The sequence below is a fragment of the Deltaproteobacteria bacterium genome (genome assembly GCA_020848905.1).
Lineage (GTDB): Bacteria > Myxococcota_A > Polyangia.
The window spans coordinates 169,408-185,779 of the sequence record JADLHG010000042.1; the positions used below are offsets into that span (position 1 = coordinate 169,408).

Here is a 16,372-nt window from a genome sequence, read left to right on the forward strand (position 1 = left end):
CCTCACCTAGCTTGGGTTCAAGGAAACCTGTTCGACCACCTCCAGCCCGTACCCCTCGAGACCGACCAGACGCTTGGGGTTATCCGTCATGAGGCGGATCCGCTTCAACCCCAGAGACAGAAGAACCTGCGCCCCCAGGCCGAAATCGCGCAGCTCCGGGGGATGAGACTCCGCGGAACCACCGAGCGCCGCCGCGCCGCGCGCGATTCGCTCCACCTGCGCGACGAGATCCACCCGCCCCGGTACGACGTAGACGAAGACCCCCGCCCCCGCCTCTTCGATCTGGCGCAGCGCGCGCAGGTTCTTGCTCCCGCTGCCGCTCGCGCTCACCCCGAAGACATCCGCGGGGACCACCGCCCGGTGCATGCGCACGAGCGCCGGCGTCCCAGAGTCGACGGGCCCGCAAACCAGCGCGAGGTACTGAGCGTCGCTCACCTCGGTGCGATAGGCGATCAGCCGAAAGGGCCGCGTCAGTCCGGGCGGCACCACCTCGGCGCTCACTGCTTCGTGAATCAGGCGTTCGCGCTGAAGACGGTACTCGATGAGCTGCGCAATGGTGAGGATCCCGAGGCCGTGCTCCTGCGCGAACCTCTCGAGGTCCGGGCGTCTGGCCATCGTTCCATCGTCGTTCATGATCTCGCAGATCACGCCCGCCGGCTCGAGCCCCGCGAGTCGCGCCAGGTCCACGGAGCCCTCGGTTTGACCGGTGCGCACAAGAACGCCGCCCTCCATGGCGCAGATCGGGAAGACGTGCCCGGGCGACACGATGCTGTGGGGGCCCGCGTCCGAGGCCACCGCGGCGTGAATCGTCGTCGCGCGGTCGGCTGCCGAGATGCCCGTCGTCACGCCGTCCCGGGCCTCGATGCTGACGTGGAAGTTCGTTCCGAAACGCGACTCGTTGCGCTCGCTCATCTTCGGGAGCCCGAGCCGACGGACACGCTCCCGCGTCAGCGTCAGGCAGATGAGGCCCCGCCCGTGCCGGGCCATGAAGTTGATGTCCTCCGCGCGCGCCTTGGTGGCCGCCATGCAGAGGTCTCCCTCGTTCTCCCGATCCTCGTCATCGACGAGCACGATCTGCCGTCCGGCACGGATCTGCTCGAGAGCCATCTCGACAGTGAGCTTCGTCATTTCACGTACCCTTGCTCGCGGAGCCACGCCTCGGTGAGACGGCCGCCCTCCGGACGGCTCCACGCTCCCAGCAGGCGCTCGACGTACTTGGCCAGGAGGTCCACCTCGAGGTTCACGCGATCACCCGGAGCCCGTGCGCCCAGGGTCGTGACCTGCAGCGTGTGCGGCACCAGGGCCACGCGGAACCCCGCTGGCTCCAGCGCCGCCACCGTAAGGCTTACCCCGTCCACGGCGATAGACCCTTTCTCCACCACGTACCGGAGCAGCGCCTCCGGGGCCTCGAACGTCAGCTCGCGCGATTCGCCCTGCGGGACTACCGCCCGGAGGTGGCCCACGCCGTCCACGTGTCCCTGCACGAGGTGGCCCCCGAGCGGCTCCCCGAGTGACAGCGCCGGCTCGAGGTTCACGCGAGCCCCCGGCACGAGCTCGCCGAGCGTCGTCCGCGCCAGCGTCTCGGGCACCATCTCGACCTCCGCCACCCCTGGTTCACGCCGCACCACCGTCAGGCACACGCCATTCACGGCCAGGCTATCGCCCAGCTTCAGCCCCTCCGCCAGCTCCGTCCGAACGCGGAGCAGCGTCACCTTCCCGCGGGGGAGGCGCGCCGCCACTTCACCGACGCTGCGAACGAGTCCGGTGAACATATCTGGCCTAAACCTCCGCCCAGCTCGGCCGTCCGCCGATCATCAGATCGTCGCCCACGCGGCGCACGCGAAGCCTCTCGAGCCCTACCGCATCCTCCATCCGCTCGACAGCCCCCGCAGCCAGCAGCGGGAGGGCCCCGGGGTCCCCCAGCACCTTCGGCGCAACGAAGAGCACCACCTCGTCCACGAGCCTCCCGTCCCAGAACGCTCCGGCCAGCCGCGGCCCCCCCTCCAGGAGCACGCTCATGATCCGCAGCTCCCGGAGCGCGACGAGGAGCGCACGGATGCTCACGCGACCGGCCTCCTCTTTCACCTCGTGAACCTGCGCCCCCGCCGCCTCGAGGGCGCGCCGTCGGCTGACCGGTGCCCGCGCGGTCGCGAAGATCCACGTCGCCGCCCGCGAGCTGCGGGCCGCGACGACCGCTCTTGCCGTCGGAGGTGTCCGGAGGCGGCTGTCCACGATGACCCGCACCGGATCACGTCCCCCGGGCACATCGCGGCAGGTGAGCTCCGGATCGTCCGCCACGACGGTCCCCGATCCGACGACGATCGCCGCGTGTTCGTTCCGCAGGCGGTGCCCCATGCGGCGCGCGGCCTCCCCGGTGACCCACCGCGCGTGCCCCGTCCGCGTTGCCACCCGGCCGTCGAGCGTCGCCGCCGCCTTGAAGGTCACGAGCGGACGCCCCTGCTGCATGACCACGCGAAAGGCCCGGTTCAGCTCCAGGCACTCCGCCTCGAGGACCCCCGACCGAACCTCGATCCCCGCCCGGCGGAGGATCTGAAGCCCCTTGCCGTTCACGAGGGGGTTCGGGTCGATCATCCCGACCACCACACGCTTCACGCCCGCGTCGATGATCGCCTGCGTGCAGGGGGGGGTCAGACCGAAGTGACTGCAAGGCTCGAGGTTCACGTACAGCTCCGCCCCGCGCGCCGCCCTTCCCGCCGCACGTAGCGCCACCACCTCGGCGTGATCGGTTCCGGCGCGCCGGTGGTAGCCCTCACCGACGATCTCGCCGCGCTTCACGACCACCGCTCCCACCATCGGATTCGGGCTGGTCCTCCCGAGCCCGCGGCGTGCGAGGCGCAGCGCGCGACGAAGATACTGCTCCTCCACGTCGCGCTTCACCGTTCGTCCTCTCGCCCATGCAGCAGGTGCTTGAGCTCGTCCATGAACTCGTTCACGTCGCGGAAGGAGCGGTAGACCGAGGCGAAGCGCACGTAGGCCACCCCGTCCACGGCCTTGAGCTTCTCCATCACGCGCTCGCCGATGTAGCTCGAGGGCACCTCCTTCTCCCCCACCTCCTGGAGCTCGCGCTCGATCTCGTCGGCGATCCCTTCCACCGTCGCCACGGAGACGGGACGCTTCTCGCAGGCCTTCCGGATCCCGCTCAGCATCTTCGCCCGGTCGAACACGACGCGGCTGCCGTCCTTCTTCACCACCATCGGGAGGATCTCCTCCACGCGCTCGTAGGTGGTGAAGCGGCTACTGCACTCCTCGCACTCGCGGCGGCGCCGGATCACGGCGCCGTCCTTGGACAGGCGGGAATCGATGACCTTGTTCTCAAGGTGCTGACAGAACGGGCACTTCATGGCTTCTGCTCGGCGCTCTAGCGCCTAGATCGCTCGGCCTGTCGGATCTTGTCCAGACGACGCTGATGACGGCCACCCTCGAACGTCGTCTCGAGGAACTCCCGCAGGACCGCGCGTCCGACCTCGGGGCCTATCACTCGTCCCCCGAGACATAGGACGTTCGCATCGTTATGAGCCCGACACATGTGCGCGCTGTAGGGATCGTGACACAGCGCCGCGCGGACGCCCGCCACCTTGTTGGCCGCGATGGACATGCCGATGCCGGAACCGCAGATGAGCAACCCGAGCGGCACGCGCCCATCGGCCACGGACTGGGCTACGGCCAGGGCGAAGTCGGGGTAATCGACGGAGTCGGTGGCCGCGAGGACCCCCTTAGACTGATCGAAGCGCAGCCCGTGCGCTCCGTCGGCCGCCAGGGGGTGGCACCCGAGGTCCTCGACCGCCCAGCCCCACTTGTCCAGCGCTCCCAGTAGCTCGAACTTGAGCGCCAGCCCCGCGTGGTCGCAGCCCAGGGCAATCCGTCGCTCGTGCATGATCAACTCGCTGCGCTCTCCCCGGCCCGCGGCTCAGTCGCCTTGATAGCGCTGCACCACGAGACAGGCGTTCGTACCGCCGAAGCCGAAGCTATTGCTCACCGCCACGCGAACGGACTGCTCCCGCGCCTGGTTCGGCACGTAGTCCAGGTCGCATTCGGGGTCGGGTGTTTCGTAGTTGATCGTCGGAGGGATCACGCTGCGGAAGACGGTCATGGCCGCGACGGCGGTCTCAACCCCCCCCGCGGCGCCCAGCAGGTGCCCCGTCATGGACTTCGTCGAGCTCACCGCCAGCTTCGCCGCGTGATCGCCGAACACGCGTTTGATGGCCATGCTCTCGAGGGCGTCATTGAACCGTGTCGAGGTGCCGTGCGCGTTGATGTAGTCCACCTGCTCGGGGCTGATCTGCGCCGAGCGAAGCGCCATGCGCATGCAGCGCTGAGCTCCCTCCCCCTCGGGGGCCGGCGCGGTGATATGGTACGCGTCCCCGTTCAGGCCGTACCCGACGAGCTCGGCGTAGATGCGCGCGCCGCGTCGCTTCGCGCGCCCGAGCTCCTCGAGCACCAGGATCCCCGCCCCCTCTCCGACGACGAAGCCGTCCCGATTGGCGTCGAAGGGACGACTGGCGCGGGTCGGGTCCTCGTTGCGCTTCGAGAGGGCCTTGGCCGCGTTGAAGCCGCCGACGCACAGCGGGCTGATGGTGGCCTCCGTGCCGCCAGCGAACATCACGTCCGCGTCGTCCCGCTGGATGCACCGGTACGCGTCGCCGACCGCGTGGGCCCCGCTCGAACAGGCCGAGACCTGACACAGGTTCGGGCCCTTGCAGCCGAACCGGATGGAGATCTGGCCCGGCGCCATGTTGGGGATCATGGCGGGCACGAAGTAGGGCGACATCTTGCGCGGGCCCTTCTCGAGCAGGACCTTGTGGGTCTCCTCGATGGTGTGCACCCCCCCCATCCCGGAGCCGACAAAGACCCCGACCCGTTCCGCCTCGTCCTCGCCGAATTCGAGACCAGCATCCTGCTTGGCCAGCTCGGCCGCGACGACACCGAAGGCGACGAAGCGATCGACCGTCCGGGCGAGGCGGTTGTCCATCCACCGCGTCGGGTCGAAGTTCTTCACCTCGCACGCGAACGTCGTCGGAAACCCCGTCGGGTCGAACTGCGAGATAGGACCCGCCCCCGACCGACCGGCCAGCAACGCAGCCCAGGTCTCGTCGACCCCAACGCCGATCGGGGTCACCAGTCCTATTCCGGTAACGACCACCCGTCGCGTCACGGCTCGTCCTATTTGGCGTGGTTCTGGATGTAGGTGATGGCGTCCTGCACGGTCCGGATCTTCTCGGTGTCCTCGTCCGGGATCTCGATCCCGAAGGCCTCCTCGAGCGCCAGCACCAGCTCCACGACCGCAAGCGAATCGGCCTGCAGGTCGTCCGTAAAGGACGCCTCGGGCTTGATCTTGTCGGCGTCGTGGTCGAGCTGCCGGCTGATGATCTCAATTACCTTCTTGGCGATTTCGTTCTGGCTCATCACTCGCTCCGCTGGGAGGCCCCTCGGCCCCCCTCGTCAATAAAGGGGCCTCGGCCCGCTCTAGAGATACAGTCCACCGTTGACTCGGATTACCTGCCCCGTGACGTACGCCGCCCGGGACGAACACAAGAACTCCACCGCATCGGCCACCTCGTGCGCCGTACCCATGCGCCCGAGCGGGATCGCCGCGAGCAGCTTCTCCCGCGCCTCGCCGACCACGTGATCGTCGGTCATCTGCGTGGCAATGAACCCCGGCGCGATGGCATTCACCGTCACGCCCCGGGGCGCCAGCTCGAGGGCCAGGCTGCGCGTCAGCCCCAGCAGCCCCGCCTTCGAAGCAGCGTACGAGACCTGCCCGGCGTTGCCGCGTTCCCCGACCACCGAGGAGATGTTCACGATGCGGCCCAGCTCCTTGGCCTTGAGGAGGTGCCGCGCCGCCGCCTTGCAGAAATTGAACGCCCCGGTGAGGTTCACGCCGAGGACCTTATCCCATTCCTCCGGCTTGGTGCGCAGAAGGAGCCCGTCCACGGCGATCCCCGCATTGTTCACGAGGATGTGCAGCCCCCCGAAGTCGGCCACCACGCGAGCCACGGTGGCGTCGACGGCCTCGCGGTCGGTCACGTCGCAGCGGAAATACGCCGCCCCCTCGCCGCAGAGCGACACGGCCTCGTCCGCGCTCTCCTGGCGGTCGCAGAGCGCCACCCGAGCCCCGCGGCCCGCGAGCGTCTGCGCGATGGCGCGCCCGATCCCCTGCGCGGCCCCCGTGACCAGGGCTGCTCGTCCGCTCAGTGTCTGCTCGATCACGACCCCTCCTCGGTCTTCGTGGCGCCCGACGCCGCTGAGGCCAGGGCCTCTACGTTCTCGGGGGTCTCTACGTTCCCCAGCTCGAGCCGCCCCGCAATGCGCTTGATCAAGCCCGTCAGCACTTTTCCGGGGCCAACCTCCAGCGCCCGGGTCACCCCGAGCGCCTCCAGCGCCAGGACCGAGGTCTCCCAGCGCACCGGCGCAGTAACCTGCCGCACCAGCAGGTCGGGGATCCGAGCGGCGTCCTGATTCGGCGCTCCCTCGACGTTGCTCACCACGGGTATGCGCAAGGAGGCGAGCGTGACCCGCGCGAGCTCGGGCGCCAGACGGTCGGCTGCCGGGGCCATCAGCGCGCAATGGAAGGGGGCGCTCACCTGAAGGCGCACCGACCGCCCCCCCCTCTCCTTCACCAGCGGCAGCAGTCTCTCCACGGCGCCCGCGTGCCCGGCGACGACGACCTGGCCTCCGCCGTTGAAGTTCGCCGGCGCCACGACCTCTCCCTGGGCGGCCTGGTCGCACGCCGCGGCGACCTCGTCCTCCGCGAGGCCCATGACCGCGGCCATCGCACCTTGGCCGAGGGGAACCGCCTCTTGCATGAACCTTCCGCGCAGGTGCACGAGCCGCACGGCGTCGGCGAAGGAGAGCGCCCCCGCGCACACGAGGGCGCTGTATTCCCCGAGACTGTGCCCGGCCGCCACCGCCGCGCGAAGGCCCGTCTGCTCCTCGAGCGCTCGGAGGGCCGCGATGCTGACCGTCAGAATGGCCGGCTGGCTGTGTGCCGTGAGCTTGAGCGCCTCCTCGGGCCCGTCGAAGCAGATCGCGGACAGGGAGAATCCGAGCGCATCGTCCGCCTCTTCGAAGGTCCGCCGGGCCACGGCGTAGCGGTCAGCTAGGCCACGGCCCATGCCTACCTTCTGCGAGCCCTGACCTGGAAAGACGAATGCCAGCATCCGCAGATCCTTCTCCTTACCAGCGCACCAGAGCCGCACCCCACGACACGCCCGCCCCAAGCGCCGTCAGCAACAGGAGATCCCCCTGCTGAATGCGTCCCTGCTCGAAGGCCTCGCTCATGGCGATGGGGATCGAGGCGGATGAGGTGTTGCCGTACCGTTCGATGTTGTTGAAGAAGCGCTCCGAAGGCAGTCCCACGCGCTGCGCGACGCCGTCGAGGATGCGAAGGTTGGCCTGGTGCGCGAACACCGTGGTCACGTCCCCGGCCGCGTACCCGCACCGCTCGAGGACCGTCGTGCAGGCCGCCGACATGTTCCGCACGGCCAGCGAGAAGATCTGCCGCCCGTTCATGTGAACGTAGTGCAGCTTCTTCTCCACCGTGTCACCGTTCGTCGGGTTCACCGTGCCGCCGCCGGGGATCGTGAGGTGACACGCCTGCGCACCATCCGAATGGATCTCGCAGCCGAGGAGCCCGCTCGGACCATCCCCCGGCACCAGCACCGCCGCGCCGGCACCGTCGCCGAAAAGCACGCAGGTCCCGCGGTCCTTCCAGTCGAGGAAACGGGACAGGATCTCCACCCCGATCACGAGGATGCGCTTCGCACTGCCGATCCGGATCAGGGCGTCGCCGAGCGTGAGGCCGTAGATGAAGCCCGCGCAGGCCGCCGACAGATCGAACGCGGGACAGTGCCCGGCCCCCAGCTTGGCCTGTACCCAGGTGGCCGTGGCCGGCATGGCCATGTCGGGCGTGACGGTGCCCACCATGATGGCGTCCAGCTCGCTCGGCTCGACGCCGGCGAGCTTGCAGGCTCGTCGCCCCGCCTCGGCCGCTAGGTCCGAGGTGCACAGTCCTTCAGCAAGGATGTGCCGCTGACGGATCCCGGTGCGCTCGACGATCCATTCGTCCGTCGTGTCGACCATCTTCTCCAGCTCGGAGTTGGTCAGCACACGCTCGGGAACCGCCCGCGCCACTGCGGCTATCTTGGCTCGCATCATCGCCCTGTTGTCCTTGTCGCGACCCTGTTCCGCCACCCCCGGGGTCGCCGGAGCTCGCGCCCTGGCCACGGGCCGCCGTGAAGAGCGGCCGGTGAGCGTCCATCGCGTCACCGATCGCGCCCGGCAGATTCAGATCCGCATGTCGCCCAGCCGCCAGCAACGCGTTCTTGATGGCCTTGGCGTTCGATCCGCCGTGGCAGATCATGGCCGTGGCGCGCACGCCCAGGAGCGGCGCCCCCCCCCACTCCGCGTAGTCGATGCGTCGCTTCAGCTGGCGAAAGGCGGGCAGCAGGGCCAGGCTGAGCAGCTTGCCCGTCCAGGTCGCCGTCAACGTCTCCTTGGCGATGGCCGCGATAGCGTCCGCCACCCCCTCGCTGACCTTGAGGACCAAGTTGCCGCTGAAGCCGTCGCACACCACGACGTCCACGTTCCCGGAGAAGACGTCCCGCCCCTCGACGTAACCGACGTAGTCGAAGCCGACGGGATTCTCCCGCAGCAGCCGATGTGACTCGCGCGTCAGCTCCGTCCCCTTGTGCTCTTCCGAGCCGTTGGAGAGCACGCCCACCTTCGGCTGCGCCCGTCCGAGCACGTGCCGCGCGTAGGTGGCGCCGAGGACCGCGTACTGCACGAGATTGAGCGGCCGGCACTCCACGTTGGCGCCCATGTCCAGAAGCACGGCCTGCTGTCGCTTCGTGGGAACCGTGATGGCGATCCCCGGCCGGTCGAGCTGGGGCACACGCTTCAGCACGAACAGCGCGCACGCCATCATCGCGCCGGAGTTGCCCGCGGATACCACCGCGTCGGCCTCGCCCCCTGCCACGAGGTCGGCCGCGATCCGCATCGATGCCTGCCGCTTGCGACGCACCGCCTGACCGGGGTGGTCGTGCATCGTGATGACGTCGCTCGCGGCCCGTACCTCGATCGGCAACCCGGCGCTTCCCCGGGCCGCCAGCTCGCGCCGCAGCCTGGCCTCATCTCCGACGAGCAGGACGCGCACGAGCCCCGTCCTCGCCGCGGCGACGGCGCCTTCCACCTCCACCACGGGAGCGTGGTCACCGCCCATCGCATCAAGGGCGATGGTCTTCATCTGCGGGCGCTCACTCCTCCCCAACGTCGAGGATCTTCTGTCCGTCGTACTGTCCGCAGCTCTTGCACACGCGGTGCGAGAGCTTCGGCTCCGAGCAGTTCGGACAGAGGACCACCGCAGGCGCCGGGACCTTCATGTGATTCGCCCGGCGCTGGTTCCGCTTCGTCTTGGACATTCGTTTCTTCGGGACCGCCATCGTCGCTTTCCTTTCCCGGATTCGCATCCGGAGGCTGACGCGCAGGACCGCGTGGTCCGCGCCTCGCCCGGGCCGCCTACTTGGGTAGAGCGCCCCGCAACTTCCCTAGAGCAACCGCCAACTTCGACACCTCGGCGGACGCCTTCTCGCTACAGGTACACGCCTCGCGGTTCAACTCGGCCCCGCAGCCGGTGCAGAGGCCTCGGCAGTCCGGCCGGCAGAGCGGCGCGATCGGAATCGCCAGAACCAGCTGTTCCCGAACCATCGGCTCCAGGTCCAGAGTCACACCGTCATGGACGTAGGTCCCCACGTCCTCGAGCGCCTCGCTCTCCTCGCCCTCCTCGCCCGCCGCCTCCGCGGCCGAAGGCAAGTACGTCAACGTCAGCTCCGGCTCGTCCACCGAAATGGTCGCCGGGGCTAGACACCGGCTGCACTCCAGCTGGAACGACGCGGAGAAGGAACCCCTCGCCAGAATGGTGGTTTCCAGCGAATCGACCTGCAGCGCCAGGGTGGCCCAGGCTTCCCGATCCTCGGGGGCCCCGGGCACCTCTCCCAGCAGGGCGCGCACTACCTCCGCGCCGAACCGGCGCTCCACGCGAACGCCTTCGGGACCAATGTCCTTGATATTTAACTTCAAATCCAGCATTGCCCCGGTACGCTCCCGAGGGACCGGGGTACTATAGGGAAGCCCACCCCCCTGTCAAGGATAAAAACCCCCGGGAAGAGGAGCGATCCCGCGACGTAGAAGTGCACCGGGCCCAAGGTTGCGGCCCCGATGCGACAGCGCGGGCCGGGGTGCCACTTCTTCTACCGGAGGACGGAGAGAAGAGCCCGCGGCCCCTTCCGAGCGCCGGGGCCTGAGCGTCCCAAGCGGACAGAACTGGAAGAGTCGTGAGCAGCTTCACTTATCTCCACCACTGCGTCTATCCCTACCTCGAACCCAGGGAGCGGATCGAAGCCGTGCGCCCCCTCTGCCGCCCCGAGGATCATCCGGTCTGGCACCCCCTCGTGGATGACCTCGGCGTCGTGTACGTGCTCCACGAGGGGGAGCAGCGCACCACCCTGCGCGTGCGGGACCTGGAGCGCCTCGGCGTCGCCGATCCGGTCCTGAGGCTCCTGGCCCAGGAGAACCTGGCCCAGTTCGACGCCGTGGCGGAGGCCCAGATTATGAACGAGGCGGGCGGTCCACTCCTGCTCTTCCACCACCCCCAGCTCCCGGTGGCTGCCGCGTTGGACAACGCCGCCTTCCGCCAGAGTCTGAAGGCCCTGCTGGCGGGCCCGGCGCTCGTCAGCGTCCCCCGCCGCAACGTCATTCTCGCGCTCGGGCTCCACAACGAGGAGGGCCTCGAGACCTTCCTCTCCGAGACGCAGAAGCTCTACGCCCTGGCCTCCCATCCGCTCTGGCCCACCGCGATCGTCGTGGACGGGGCCAACCTGTCTCCGTTCGGTCCCGTCTCGGGCGGCGGTGGTGCCAAGGCCGAGTCCGGCCTCATCACCCTCGCCGCCTGACCCCGCCCGGGGCCCGGCGCCCCGCGACCCTACTTCGCGCCGGTGCTCCCCGTCAGTGCGCTCCCCCCGAAGAGCAGCAACTGCTTCAGGTCGTCGTCGTTGAACCGGATCTGCCCGCCGAGGAAGAAATCCCGCCCGCCGCCGGTGCCGTCCTCCGGCCGTCGGTTGAAGGCGTCGTCGATTCCCCCGACCACGTAGAGCCGCTTGAAGAACTCCCACGCGGCGAGGGCCTTCAGCCGCGGGTAGATGTTGGCCTGAAAGTCGAAGAGGTCGGTCTGGATCTGGATGCGGTCGCGGAGCAGGCGCACGTCCGCTCCGATCCCCCCCGTGCTCTCTTTGATGCCGAACCGGAAGGTGAAGGGGCCGATGCGCTTGGCGAACTGGAACGTCATGCGGAAGGCGTCCGAGATCTCGATCCGCTCCTCGCGCGTCAGGAGCGGACGGGACGGGTCGTCGGAGCGAGAGATGACGGTGCGGTTCGTGCGCCGGCCCCGCGGGTCGTCCACGAGCTCGATCAAGTAATACTTGTCGGGCCGCGGCTGCAGTTCGAGCGTGACGTAGGTCTTGATGCTGCCGGCCTGGAAGTTGTACTCGCTGCGCAGCCCGACGATCGTCTGGAGCCCCGTCACCTGCTTGACGAAGCTGCTGGCGTCCCGCACTACCCCTTCCACCTCGTTGACCAGCGTGTCGTCCTTCAGCAGCCTGCCGATCGTCCCCTTGCCGTCCTTCACGTCGGTACTGACCTCTTCGACGTTGGCCAGCGCCGTGTCCAGCTTGTCGATCGCCGAGGAGAGCTTCCCGAGTCCGTCCTTGAGCTTGTTACCGTACTGATCGGTCTTCGCCTCGCCCACGATGCTCCGGATCTGCGAGGTGATGACCTTCACGTCGTCGATGATCTGCCGCACGTCCTTGTCGGCCCCCGCGGTGACCTTCCGCAGGTCCCGCGTCAACACGTCCACGTTGCCGAGGATGTCCTTCACCGCTTGCCGGTTCTCGTTGATCCCCTCGTTGATGTTCTTGCTCATGCTCGCGAGAGGCCCGCGAATGAAGGACCGCACGTCCTGGGCGAGGTCTCTGAGCACCGGCACCACGTCCGAGAGTTGCTGCACGAGCCCCGACGCGGTGGCTGCCTCGCCGACGAAGCGAACCTCGGCACCGTCCTTCAGCGTCTCTCCGACGTGCACCTGGCCGTTGTCATCGACCCACTGGTACGTCCCGGGGTCCACCTCGAGGTAGAACTCCCCGAGCAGAGACGCCGACCGCTTGTGAATCACGGCATTGCTGTAGAGCGTGACCCCCTTGTTCAGGGAGACCGAGATCTTGGCGAAGCGCTTGTCCCGGATGAGCTCCACGCGCGGCGGTCGAACGTTGAGCTCGCGGGAGACGATGTGTCCGACGGTCAGACCCGCGATCTGAACGCGAGATTTCTCGACGAGAAGGGTGGCGTCCTTGAAGTAGGCGTGGACCCGCAGTTCCTCGGGCTTCGTGCCGCAGCCCCCCTTCGCGAGCATCATGAAGGACCAGTAGCCCGCGACAGCGGCGACCACGAAGGTCAGTCCCACCTTGACCGCCGGCCCGAGGTTCCTCACGCTGACTCTCGTCCTCGCTTCGTCGGGAGCGATATTGCCGCCGAAGTGGTCACGAATTCGTGGAGCGCCGGGTGTGGGTCCTCGAGGATCTCCTCCGGCCGGCCGCTCGCGATAATTCGCCCCTTGTATAGCATCGACACGCGGTGCCCGATGCGAAAAGTTGAAGCCATGTCGTGGCTGATGACCACCGAGGTGACGCCCAGCGTCTCCGCGATCTCGGCGATCATCTCATCCACGTTCTTCGTCGCCACCGGGTCGAGTCCCGTCGTCGGCTCGTCGTAGAACAGGATGGCGGGTTCGAGCACGATGGCGCGCGCCAGCCCCACGCGCTTGCGCATGCCCCCCGAGAGCTCGGCGGGATACTTCTGCTCGACGTTGTAGAGACCGAGCGCGTTCAGCTTGTCCCGAACGAGAGCACGCATCTCCGTCCGCGACATCGTGCCGCGGCGATGCTCGAGCAGCGGGAAGATGACGTTCTCCTCCACGGTCATCGAGTCGAAGAGGGCCGCGTACTGGAAGAGCATGCCGAACTTCTGCCGCACCCGGTTGAGCTGGAAGTCGTTCATCGGCACGAGGTCTTCGCCGTCGACGTAGATCTGCCCGCTGTCCGGCTTGAGCAATCCGATGAGGTGCTTCATGAGGACCGACTTGCCGGCCCCCGACCCGCCGATCACGACGTTGATCCGGCCACGCTCGATATCCAGGTCCACCCCGCGCAGGACCGGCTGGTCACCGAAGCTCTTGCGCAGCCCCCTCACCCGGATCTGGTGCCGCTCGGACCGCGGAGCGGGGTCCTCGTCCGGCATGCGTACCGCGGTGGACTCGTCGTCGCCGATCAGCATCAGAGGCCCAACGTGATCAGAACGTCCGTCAGGATGAAGTCCAGCACGAGGATCGACACCGACGAGATGACGACCGTCCGCATGGTGGCGAGGCCGACGCCCTTGGCTCCCCCGGAGGCGTGATACCCCTGGTGGCACCCGACGAGGGCCACCACGAGGCCGAAGACCGTCGCCTTGATGAGACCCATCGACAGGTCCTCGAGGTCGGTGAACCACCGGACGTTGTAGATGAAGATGCCGCGGTCCACCCCCTTGATGAGCACCACGAAGATGTACGCGCCGAGCATGCCCATCACGTTGAAGATGAGCGTGAGGGCCGGCATCATGATCGTGGACGCCAGCAGCCGAGGCACGACCAGGTACTGGATGGGGTTCACCGCCAGCGTCGCGAGCGCGTCGATCTGCTCGGTGATGCGCATGGACCCGATCTCGGTGGCCATGGCGGAGCCCGCGCGGCCCGCGACCATCAGCGCGGTGATGACGGGGGCGATCTCGCGGGTCAGCGTCAGCGAGACCGCGGTGCCCACGTAGGCCTCGGCGTTGAAGATACGGAACGCCTCCACGCTCTGCAGCCCGAAGACCCCGCCGGTGAAGAGACTCACCAGGGCGATGATGCTGATCGATCCGACCCCGATGAAGTCCATGGCCTGCAGCAGGAGGCCGAAGCGGTAGGGGGGGCGAACGCCCCAAAGGCTCGCCCGCCCGAGGAGGAGCAGCATCTCGCCGAGGGCGCGGACGAAGCGCAGCGGGACGGACCAGATCCGGTCCACGGCCCAGCTCGTGCGCTCGAGGATCCCGTCCATGGACTAGGGCGCTTCCCGGGCTGCGCCGGGGGCGCCCCCCTCCCCCTCGAGTCCCGGGTAGGTCCGCGGAACCCGACGCGAGATCCCCGAGAGGATCTCGTACGGGATGGTGTCCGCCCACGCCGCGAGGTCGTCCACGGTGATCGCCGACGCTCCCTGACCCCCGAGGAGGGTGACGCGATCCCCGACCGCCACCGCCGGCACGTCGGTCACCTCCACCATGCAGAGGTCCATGCACACCATCCCCACGACCCGGCACCTCACGCCTCGCACGAGGACCTCCGCGCGATTCGAGAGGGCGCGCGGGTAGCCGTCGGCGTACCCGACGGGAACGGTCGCCACGCGCGAAGACCGGGAGGTGACGTAGGTCCCGCAGTAGCTCACGGGCGTGCCGGGAGGTACCTCGCGAAGCGCGTTGATGCGACTTTGTAGCCCCATCACCGGGCGGAGGCCCAGGTCGGGCACCTCCTGGCTCGGCCGCGCCCCGTACAGCACGAGCCCTGGCCGCACGAGGTCGAAGCGCGTGTGCGGGAAACGCAACGCTGCCGCGGAGTTTGCGGCGTGCACGAGCTGCGGGTCCGCTCCCATGCGACGGGCTTGCTCCAAGCACCCGCGGAACGAGGCCAGCTGCTCCTCGGTCCGCGTAGCGTCGGGGATCTCCGCGCAGGCGAAGTGCGTGGCCAGCCCGTCCACGCGAATCGACGGGTGCGCGGCGCAGCCTCGGAGGAACTCCGCGAAGTGCTCGGCCCGCACGCCGAGCCGGGTCATGCCGGTATCGATCTTCACGTGGATTCCGAAGCGCACCCGACCTGCCGCGCTGGCCGCCTTGGCAAAGTGCTCCACGTCTCCCGGGTCCCCCACCACGGGGCACAGATCGTGGTCGATCACGGCGCGATGATCCCTGCCGAAGGCCGCGCCCATGACGAGCACGGGGGCGCGGACCCCCCCGACCCGGAGTTCGACCCCCTCCTCGACGGTCGCGACGCCGAAGGCTCGCACGCCGAGTCCCTCGAGGAGGCGCGCCACCGGCAAGGCTCCGTGCCCGTAGGCGTCGGCCTTCACCACGGCCACGACGCCGACTTCGGACCCGATGACCTGTCGCAGCCGGCGCAGGTTGTGCGTCAGCGCGCTCAGGTCGACCGTCGCCACGGTGGGACGAATGGGGCCGGCCGCGATGACTCGGCTGCTCACGCCTCTAGCCTCTCGGCCCGCTCGAATGGAGGATGGGTGACGGGACCGACGGAGTCTTAATCCGGGGCCGATACGCTGTCAATCGCGGCGCAGGCACCAGAGCGGCGCCCGCACGTCGGCGCAAGCCCCCCTCACGCGGCCTGTTTCGTCGCCCCGAGCAACGCGGGTCGCAGGACGATGTGCCGGCCCCGGGAGATGACGAGCCCCTGCCGGGCCAGCGACGTAAGCGCTCTAGACACCGTCTCGCGGCAGGTCCCCACCATGTTGGCCAGGTCCTGCTGCGTGGGGCGATTGCGGATCGTCCACCCCTCGTCGCTCTGCTCCCCCTGTTCGCGGGCCAGGCTGATCAGCGTGCGCGTCAGCCGAGCCGAGACGTCGTGCAGCGCGAGGCTCCCGATCAGCTCGTCCGCGCGCCGCAGGCGTCCCGCCATCACCTGCAGCAGGCTCAGGGCCGTCTGCGGATGGGCCCGAAGGTGCGCGACGAACGCCTCGCGATCGAGGACCAGGAAGACCGAGTCTTCTGCGGCGACGACGTTCGCCGAGCGCGGCTTCCCGTCGATCAGCGACACGTCACCGAAGAAATCTCCGGCTCGGAGGACGGACAGCGTGATCTCGCGTCCGTTCTCGCCAAAGAGCACGACCCGCGCCTGACCGTGGTAGACCACGAACAGGGAGTTGCCCGCCTCGTGCTGCCCGACGACCAGGGCGGTGGCCTGCCATCGCTTGATGACCATGCGACGCGCCAGATCGGAGAGCGCCGCTTCCTCCAGGTGGCGAAAGATCGGAACCCGACGCAGGAGCTCCATCTGGGGGTTGAGTCGAATGATATGGTCAAGCTGCTTATCGGAAATCATGCCTGGCCTCCGGTTCGCTTGCGTCCGTAGAGAGCAAGCCGGGTGCCATGCGCTAAGGAGCTTGAATCGCGAGACTCTGCGCCGCAGACGGGCCGAGACGTGAGGCGGCGTTCACAGGGGAGTGTG

General features: G+C 68.5%; 18 protein-coding genes. 1 reads left to right on the forward strand and 17 read right to left on the reverse strand.

Annotation, left to right across the window (positions count from 1 at the left end):
* Positions 1–6: 6 nt before the first annotated feature.
* From ribB to IT371_17890, 12 genes are all read right to left on the reverse strand, one after another.
* Entirely contained in the window at positions 7–1,128 is a 1,122-nt protein-coding gene (ribB, locus tag IT371_17835) for a 3,4-dihydroxy-2-butanone-4-phosphate synthase (protein ID MCC6749531.1), read from the reverse strand.
* Complete coding sequence (locus IT371_17840; protein MCC6749532.1) at positions 1,125–1,772, reverse strand: riboflavin synthase; 648 nt, start codon at positions 1,770–1,772, stop codon at positions 1,125–1,127. Before IT371_17840 ends, ribB begins: the two co-directional genes overlap by 4 nt.
* A 7-nt stretch (positions 1,773–1,779) precedes the next feature.
* Entirely contained in the window at positions 1,780–2,898 is a 1,119-nt protein-coding gene (gene ribD, locus IT371_17845; protein MCC6749533.1) for a bifunctional diaminohydroxyphosphoribosylaminopyrimidine deaminase/5-amino-6-(5-phosphoribosylamino)uracil reductase RibD, read from the reverse strand.
* Positions 2,895–3,362, reverse strand: a complete 468-nt coding sequence (gene nrdR / locus IT371_17850; GenBank protein ID MCC6749534.1) for a transcriptional repressor NrdR — start codon at positions 3,360–3,362, stop codon at positions 2,895–2,897. Before nrdR ends, ribD begins: the two co-directional genes overlap by 4 nt.
* A 17-nt stretch (positions 3,363–3,379) precedes the next feature.
* Positions 3,380–3,895 (reverse strand): ribose 5-phosphate isomerase B, encoded by a 516-nt coding sequence (gene rpiB / locus IT371_17855; GenBank protein MCC6749535.1) that lies wholly within the window; start codon positions 3,893–3,895, stop codon positions 3,380–3,382.
* A 33-nt stretch (positions 3,896–3,928) separates the two neighbouring features.
* A complete protein-coding gene (gene fabF, locus IT371_17860) occupies positions 3,929–5,173 on the reverse strand; it encodes a beta-ketoacyl-ACP synthase II (GenBank protein MCC6749536.1) in 1,245 nt (414 codons plus the stop codon).
* Between the two features lie 8 nt (positions 5,174–5,181).
* Complete coding sequence (gene acpP / locus IT371_17865; GenBank protein MCC6749537.1) at positions 5,182–5,424, reverse strand: acyl carrier protein; 243 nt, start codon at positions 5,422–5,424, stop codon at positions 5,182–5,184.
* 60 nt (positions 5,425–5,484) lie between these two features.
* A complete protein-coding gene (gene fabG, locus IT371_17870) occupies positions 5,485–6,225 on the reverse strand; it encodes a 3-oxoacyl-ACP reductase FabG (protein MCC6749538.1) in 741 nt (246 codons plus the stop codon).
* The gene (gene fabD / locus IT371_17875; protein MCC6749539.1) at positions 6,225–7,184 is read right to left on the reverse strand and encodes an ACP S-malonyltransferase; all 960 of its coding nucleotides are present in this window, start codon (positions 7,182–7,184) and stop codon (positions 6,225–6,227) included. Before fabD ends, fabG begins: the two co-directional genes overlap by 1 nt.
* A 10-nt stretch (positions 7,185–7,194) precedes the next feature.
* Positions 7,195–8,175 (reverse strand): ketoacyl-ACP synthase III, encoded by a 981-nt coding sequence (locus IT371_17880; protein ID MCC6749540.1) that lies wholly within the window; start codon positions 8,173–8,175, stop codon positions 7,195–7,197.
* A gap of 1,097 nt (positions 8,176–9,272) precedes the next feature.
* Entirely contained in the window at positions 9,273–9,458 is a 186-nt protein-coding gene (gene rpmF / locus IT371_17885) for a 50S ribosomal protein L32 (GenBank protein ID MCC6749541.1), read from the reverse strand.
* A gap of 76 nt (positions 9,459–9,534) precedes the next feature.
* Positions 9,535–10,104: a DUF177 domain-containing protein gene (locus IT371_17890; protein ID MCC6749542.1), complete on the reverse strand. Its 570-nt coding sequence runs from the start codon at positions 10,102–10,104 to the stop codon at positions 9,535–9,537.
* A 245-nt stretch (positions 10,105–10,349) separates the two neighbouring features.
* Here IT371_17890 and IT371_17895 point away from each other — a divergent pair, with 245 nt between their 5' ends.
* Positions 10,350–10,967 (forward strand): hypothetical protein, encoded by a 618-nt coding sequence (locus IT371_17895; GenBank protein ID MCC6749543.1) that lies wholly within the window; start codon positions 10,350–10,352, stop codon positions 10,965–10,967.
* A 29-nt stretch (positions 10,968–10,996) separates the two neighbouring features.
* Here the strand turns inward: IT371_17895 and IT371_17900 are convergent, their stop codons facing one another.
* The 5 genes from IT371_17900 to IT371_17920 all read right to left on the reverse strand — a co-directional run bounded on the left by IT371_17900 (position 10,997) and on the right by IT371_17920 (position 16,246).
* Positions 10,997–12,556: an MCE family protein gene (locus IT371_17900; protein MCC6749544.1), complete on the reverse strand. Its 1,560-nt coding sequence runs from the start codon at positions 12,554–12,556 to the stop codon at positions 10,997–10,999.
* Positions 12,553–13,362: an ABC transporter ATP-binding protein gene (locus tag IT371_17905; GenBank protein ID MCC6749545.1), complete on the reverse strand. Its 810-nt coding sequence runs from the start codon at positions 13,360–13,362 to the stop codon at positions 12,553–12,555. The genes IT371_17900 and IT371_17905 overlap by 4 nt, the downstream gene beginning before the upstream one ends.
* Positions 13,363–13,397: 35 nt before the next feature.
* Complete coding sequence (locus tag IT371_17910) at positions 13,398–14,201, reverse strand: ABC transporter permease (GenBank protein ID MCC6749546.1); 804 nt, start codon at positions 14,199–14,201, stop codon at positions 13,398–13,400.
* 3 nt (positions 14,202–14,204) lie between these two features.
* A complete protein-coding gene (gene alr, locus IT371_17915; GenBank protein MCC6749547.1) occupies positions 14,205–15,392 on the reverse strand; it encodes an alanine racemase in 1,188 nt (395 codons plus the stop codon).
* Positions 15,393–15,523: 131 nt separating this feature from the next.
* Positions 15,524–16,246 carry a Crp/Fnr family transcriptional regulator gene (locus IT371_17920; protein MCC6749548.1) on the reverse strand — a complete coding sequence of 241 codons (723 nt, stop codon included), beginning with the start codon at positions 16,244–16,246 and terminating at the stop codon, positions 15,524–15,526.
* Between the last annotated feature and the right edge of the window lie 126 nt (positions 16,247–16,372).

Bases quoted from the DNA above. Each gene is read 5' to 3' on its own strand.
- ribB (MCC6749531.1), bottom strand. From the start codon at position 1,128: ATGACGAAGCTCACTGTCGAGATGGCTCTCGAGCAGATCCGTGCCGGA.
- IT371_17840 (MCC6749532.1), bottom strand. From the start codon at position 1,772: ATGTTCACCGGACTCGTTCGCAGCGTCGGTGAAGTGGCGGCGCGCCTC.
- nrdR (MCC6749534.1), bottom strand. From the start codon at position 3,362: ATGAAGTGCCCGTTCTGTCAGCACCTTGAGAACAAGGTCATCGATTCC.
- rpiB (MCC6749535.1), bottom strand. From the start codon at position 3,895: ATGCACGAGCGACGGATTGCCCTGGGCTGCGACCACGCGGGGCTGGCG.
- acpP (MCC6749537.1), bottom strand. From the start codon at position 5,424: ATGAGCCAGAACGAAATCGCCAAGAAGGTAATTGAGATCATCAGCCGG.
- IT371_17880 (MCC6749540.1), bottom strand. From the start codon at position 8,175: ATGATGCGAGCCAAGATAGCCGCAGTGGCGCGGGCGGTTCCCGAGCGT.
- rpmF (MCC6749541.1), bottom strand. From the start codon at position 9,458: ATGGCGGTCCCGAAGAAACGAATGTCCAAGACGAAGCGGAACCAGCGC.
- IT371_17890 (MCC6749542.1), bottom strand. From the start codon at position 10,104: ATGCTGGATTTGAAGTTAAATATCAAGGACATTGGTCCCGAAGGCGTT.
- IT371_17905 (MCC6749545.1), bottom strand. From the start codon at position 13,362: ATGCCGGACGAGGACCCCGCTCCGCGGTCCGAGCGGCACCAGATCCGG.
- IT371_17910 (MCC6749546.1), bottom strand. From the start codon at position 14,201: ATGGACGGGATCCTCGAGCGCACGAGCTGGGCCGTGGACCGGATCTGG.
- IT371_17920 (MCC6749548.1), bottom strand. From the start codon at position 16,246: ATGATTTCCGATAAGCAGCTTGACCATATCATTCGACTCAACCCCCAG.